Annotated in this window: 1 protein-coding gene; it reads left to right on the plus strand. The window is 71.1% G+C overall.

The window, feature by feature from the left end; genetic code table 11:
- The coding region (locus tag AB0K10_RS33110) for a beta-ketoacyl synthase N-terminal-like domain-containing protein (RefSeq protein ID WP_363690163.1) at positions 1–4,830 on the plus strand (4,830 nt) is incomplete at its 3' end.

Consider the following 4,830-nt stretch of genomic DNA (forward strand, 5'->3'; position numbering starts at 1 on the left):
TTGTCGCCGGAGCGTTTTGATCGGGTGTTCGCGGCGAAGGCGGATGCGGCGTGGTATTTGCATGAGTTGACCGCGGATTTGGATTTGGCGGCGTTTGTGTTGTTCTCGTCTGCTGGTGGTCTCGTTTTGGCGGCGGGGCAGGGCACTTATGCGGCGGCGAATGTCTTTTTGGATGCGCTTGCGACTTATCGTCGTGGGTTGGGGTTGGTGGCGACGTCGTTGGCGTTTGGTTTGTGGGATGCCGATACGGGTTTGTCGCAGCATCTTGGTGTGGCGGATGTGCAGCGGATGCGCCGGCAGGGGTTGCCGATGTTGTCGGTGGCGGACGGGTTGGCCGGTTTCGATGCGGGGCTGTCGAGTGGTGAACCGGTGTTGGTGCCGTTGGCGGTGGATGTTGCCGGGTTGCGTGGTCGCTCTGATGTTCCGGCGTTGTTGCGTGCTCTGGTGCGGCGGCCGCGTCAGGCGGTCCGGGCGGTCGCGGCGGGTTCGGTTGTGGCGTTGTCGGGTCCGCAGGTGTTGGAGTTGGTGCGGGAGAGGGTTGCGGGGGTGCTCGGGCATGCCTCGGGTGCGGCGGTCGAACCTGGCCGGGCGTTTCAGGAGCTCGGGTTTGATTCGTTGACCGCGGTGGAGTTGCGTAATGAGTTGAACGCGGCGACGGGTTTGCGGTTGCCGGCGACGTTGGTGTTCGACTATCCGAACGCGTTGGCCGTTGCCCGGCACATCGAATCCGAGCTGACCGGCGGCGGCGCGGCAGCCGAGGCCGTCGTGGCGGTGGCGGCGAACGACGAGCCGATCGCGATCGTGGGCATGGCTTGTCGCTATCCCGGCGGGGTGGAGACGCCCGAGGACCTGTGGCGGCTGGTCGCCGGCGGGGTGGACGCGATCTCGGACTTCCCGTCCGACCGGGGCTGGGACCTCGACGGCCTCTACGACCCAGACCCGGAGGCGCGCGGCAAGTCGTACGCCCGCAGCGGCGGATTCCTCGCCGGCGTGGCCAATTTCGACCCGGCCTTCTTCGGGCTCTCGCCGCGTGAGGCGCTCGGCATGGACCCGCAGCAGCGGCTGCTGCTGGAGACGTCGTGGGAGGCGGTGGAGCGCGCGGGCATCGACCCGACGTCGCTGCACGGCTCCCGCACCGGAGTGTTCGCCGGCGTCATGTACCACGACTACGTCTCCCGGCTGTCCGAGGTCCCCGACGACATCGAGGGGATGATCGGCACCGGCAACTCGGGCGCGGTGGCGTCGGGCCGGGTTGCGTACACGTTCGGCTTCGAAGGGCCGGCCATCACGGTCGACACCGCCTGCTCGTCGTCGCTGGTCGCGCTGCACATGGCGGCGCAGGCGCTGCGCTCCGGCGAATGCGATCTCGCGCTGGCCGGCGGCGTGACCACGCTGGCCAGCCCCACCCTGTTCGTCGACTTCTCGCGGCAGCGCGGCCTCTCGCCGGACGGCCGATGCAAGGCGTTCGCGGACTCGGCCGACGGCACCGGCTGGGCCGAGGGCGTCGGTGTGCTGCTTGTGGAGCGGCTCTCCGACGCGCGGCGCAACAACCACCAGATCCTTGCGGTGGTACGGGGTTCCGCGGTCAACCAGGACGGCGCGTCCAACGGGTTGACCGCCCCGAACGGGCCCTCGCAGCAGCGGGTGATCCGGCAAGCGCTGGCCAACGCGGGTCTGTCCACCTCAGACGTCGACGTTGTCGAGGCGCACGGAACGGGCACGACGCTGGGTGATCCGATCGAGGCGCAGGCCCTGATCGCGACCTACGGTCAGGACCGGGAACGGCCGTTGTTGCTGGGCTCGATCAAGTCGAACTTCGGGCACACCCAGGCCGCCGCCGGTGTCGCGGGTGTGATCAAGATGGTCATGGCCATGCGCCACGGCGTGCTGCCCAGGACGCTGCACGTCGACGAGCCGTCCCGGCACGTCGACTGGTCGGCGGGCGGCGTCGAGCTTCTCACCCGGGAGCAGGAGTGGACCGGCGACGGCCGGCCGCGCCGGGCAGGTGTGTCGTCGTTCGGCATCTCCGGCACCAACGCGCACGTGATCATCGAGCAGGGCGAGACCGGAACCACCGATGCCGTACGCCGTGAGCTGCCGGTCGTCCCGTGGCTGCTGTCCGCGCGCTCCGAGGCCGGACTGCGCGGCCAGGCGGCCAAGCTGCTGGCGCACGTGGACGACGATGCGGATTCCGCCACGGTGGGCGCCGCGCTGCTGACGCGGGCCCGGCTCGCCGAGCGCGCGGTGGTCTTCGGCACCTCGCGGGACGAGCTGCGGGCCGCCCTCACCGCCCTCGCGGCCGGCGAGCCCTCCGGCGGAGTGGTCACGGGCGCCGGTGACGGTGGCCGGGTCGGGTTCCTCTTCGCCGGCCAGGGCAGTCAGCGCGCCGGCATGGGACGTTCCCTCGCGGCCGCGTTCCCGGTGTTCGCCGAGGCGCTCGACGAGATCGCGCGGGTGCTGGATCCCCTGCTGCCGCACCCGGTACGCGACGTCATGTTCGCCGACTCCGGCGCCGAGCTGAACGAGACCGGGATGACCCAGCCCGCGCTGTTCGCGTTCGAAGTGGCTCTCCACCGACTGCTCACCTCGTTCGGGGTCGAGCCGGACGTCCTGGTCGGGCACTCCATCGGGGAGATCGCGGCCGCCCACGTCGCGGGGGTCTTCTCCCTCGACGATGCGTGCACGCTTATCGCCGCCCGGGCGCGGCTGATGCAGGCGTTGCCGGCGGGTGGGGCCATGCTCGCGGTCGCCGCCCCCGAGGCAGATGTGGTGCCGCTGCTCGACGAGCGGGTGGGTATCGCGGCGGTCAACGGCCCGTCGGCGGTGGTGGTCTCCGGCGCCGAGGACAGCATCGCCCGGATCGAGGCGGCGTTGGCCGGGGTGCGGATGCGCCGGTTGCGGGTCAGTCACGCGTTCCATTCGCCGTTGATGGAGCCGATGCTGGCGGAGTTCCGGCAGGTGGCCGAGGGGTTGAGCTATCAGGAGCCGGTCGTCGAGCTGGCCGTCAGCGGTGATCCGACCGATCCCGGTTACTGGGTAGAGCACGTCCGGCAGGCGGTTCGCTTCGCCGACAACGTGGCCGCCGCGAACGTCGACATCGCGGTGGAGATCGGCCCCGACGGGGTCCTCAGCGGCCTGACCGATGCGATCCCCACCGCCCGCAAGGGGCGCGACGAGGCGCAGGCATTCGTCGAGGCGCTCGCCCGGCTGCACGCCGGCGGCGTCGCCGTGGACTGGGCTTCATACCTCGGCGAACCGGCCAGGTCGATCGAACTGCCGACGTACGCGTTCCAGCGGGAACGGTTCTGGCTCGAGTCCGGGCCCGCCGTCGGGGACGTGGCGGCCGCCGGAATGAGCGCCGTCGCACACCCGCTGCTGTCCGCGGTGTCAGAACTGCCCGGCAGCGACTCCTACCTCTTCTCGGGTCGGCTGTCGCTGCCGACCCACCCGTGGCTGGCCGACCACGAGGTGCTGGGCACGGTGCTCCTGCCGGGCACCGGTCTGCTCGAGATGGTGCTGCAGGCCGGCCACGAGGTGGGCTGCCCGGTCGTCGAGGAGCTGACCCTGCAGGCGCCGCTCGTTCTGCCCGAGCACGGCGCGGTCCAGCTGCGACTGACGGTGGCCGCGCCGGACGAGTCGGGTTCCCGGGCCGTGACCGTGCACAGCCGCGGGGAACACGACGCCGGTGGCACCTGGGTGCTGCACGCCTCCGGCCTCCTCGGCACCACCGAACCGGCGCGCACGGCCGATCTGACCGCCTGGCCTCCGGCCGGCGCGACGGCTGTCGCCATCGACGGTATCTACGACTCCCTGCTCGACCGCGGATACGCGTACGGCCCGGTCTTCCGCGGCCTGCGCGCGGTGTGGCGGCAGGGCGACGAGGTGTACGCCGAGGTCGAGCTGCCGGAGTCGGCGATCGCCGACGCCGCCCGGTTCGGGGTGCACCCGGCCCTGCTCGACGCGACCATGCACGCCTTGCTGGCCGCAGACCGGGAGACCGGCGACGGAACGACGGTGCTGCCGTTCGTGTGGTCCGGGGTCAACGTGCACGCCGCCGGTGCGACCCGGCTGCGCGTGCGCCTCGTCCGGTCGACCGGCGCCATCGTGGCGACCGACGACACCGGCGCGCCGGCCGTGACGGTGAGCTCGATGGTGTCGCGCCCGGTCTCCGCCGACCAGCTGACGGGCCGTCGGGACACCCTGTTCCGGATGAGCTGGCTGCCCGCTTCGTCCACCACTAACGACCCGGAGACGCCGTGGACGGTGTTCCACGTGGCCACCGGCGGTGCCGACGTGCCGGCGGCGATTCGGGCGTCGGCGGCGTCGGTGTTGCGGCGGCTACGTGAGTTTTTGGCCGAGGAGCGGGCTGCCCGGTTGGTGGTGGTGACGCGGGGTGCGGTGGCGGTGGGCCCTGATGAGCGGGTTGATCTTGGTGTGGCGCCGGTGTGGGGTTTGGTGCGTGCGGCGCAGGCGGAGAACCCGGGCCGGATCGTGTTGGTTGATCTGGATGGTTCGGATGAGTCGTTGTTGCCGGTGGTGGTGGCCTCGGGTGAGCCGGAGGTAGCGGTTCGGTCGGGTGTGGTGTTGGTGCCGCGGTTGGTGCGGGTTTCGGCGGCTTCGTCGGTGCCGGCGGCTGGTGAGTCGGCGGGTGTCGGGTCGGTCCTGGGGTCGGTGGATGGCGTGGTGGTTGGCGCGCCGGGTTCGCGGTCGGGGCGGGTCGCTGCGGGGTTGGTGCGGCTGGATCCGGAGGGCACGGTTCTGGTCACTGGTGGTACGGGTGGTTTGGGTGCTCTGGTTGCTCGTCATTTGGTTGAGCGTGGTGTGCGGCAT

The sequence above is a fragment of the Micromonospora sp. NPDC049274 genome (assembly GCF_040678875.1).
In the GTDB taxonomy this organism is placed as follows: Bacteria; Actinomycetota; Actinomycetes; order Mycobacteriales; family Micromonosporaceae; genus Micromonospora.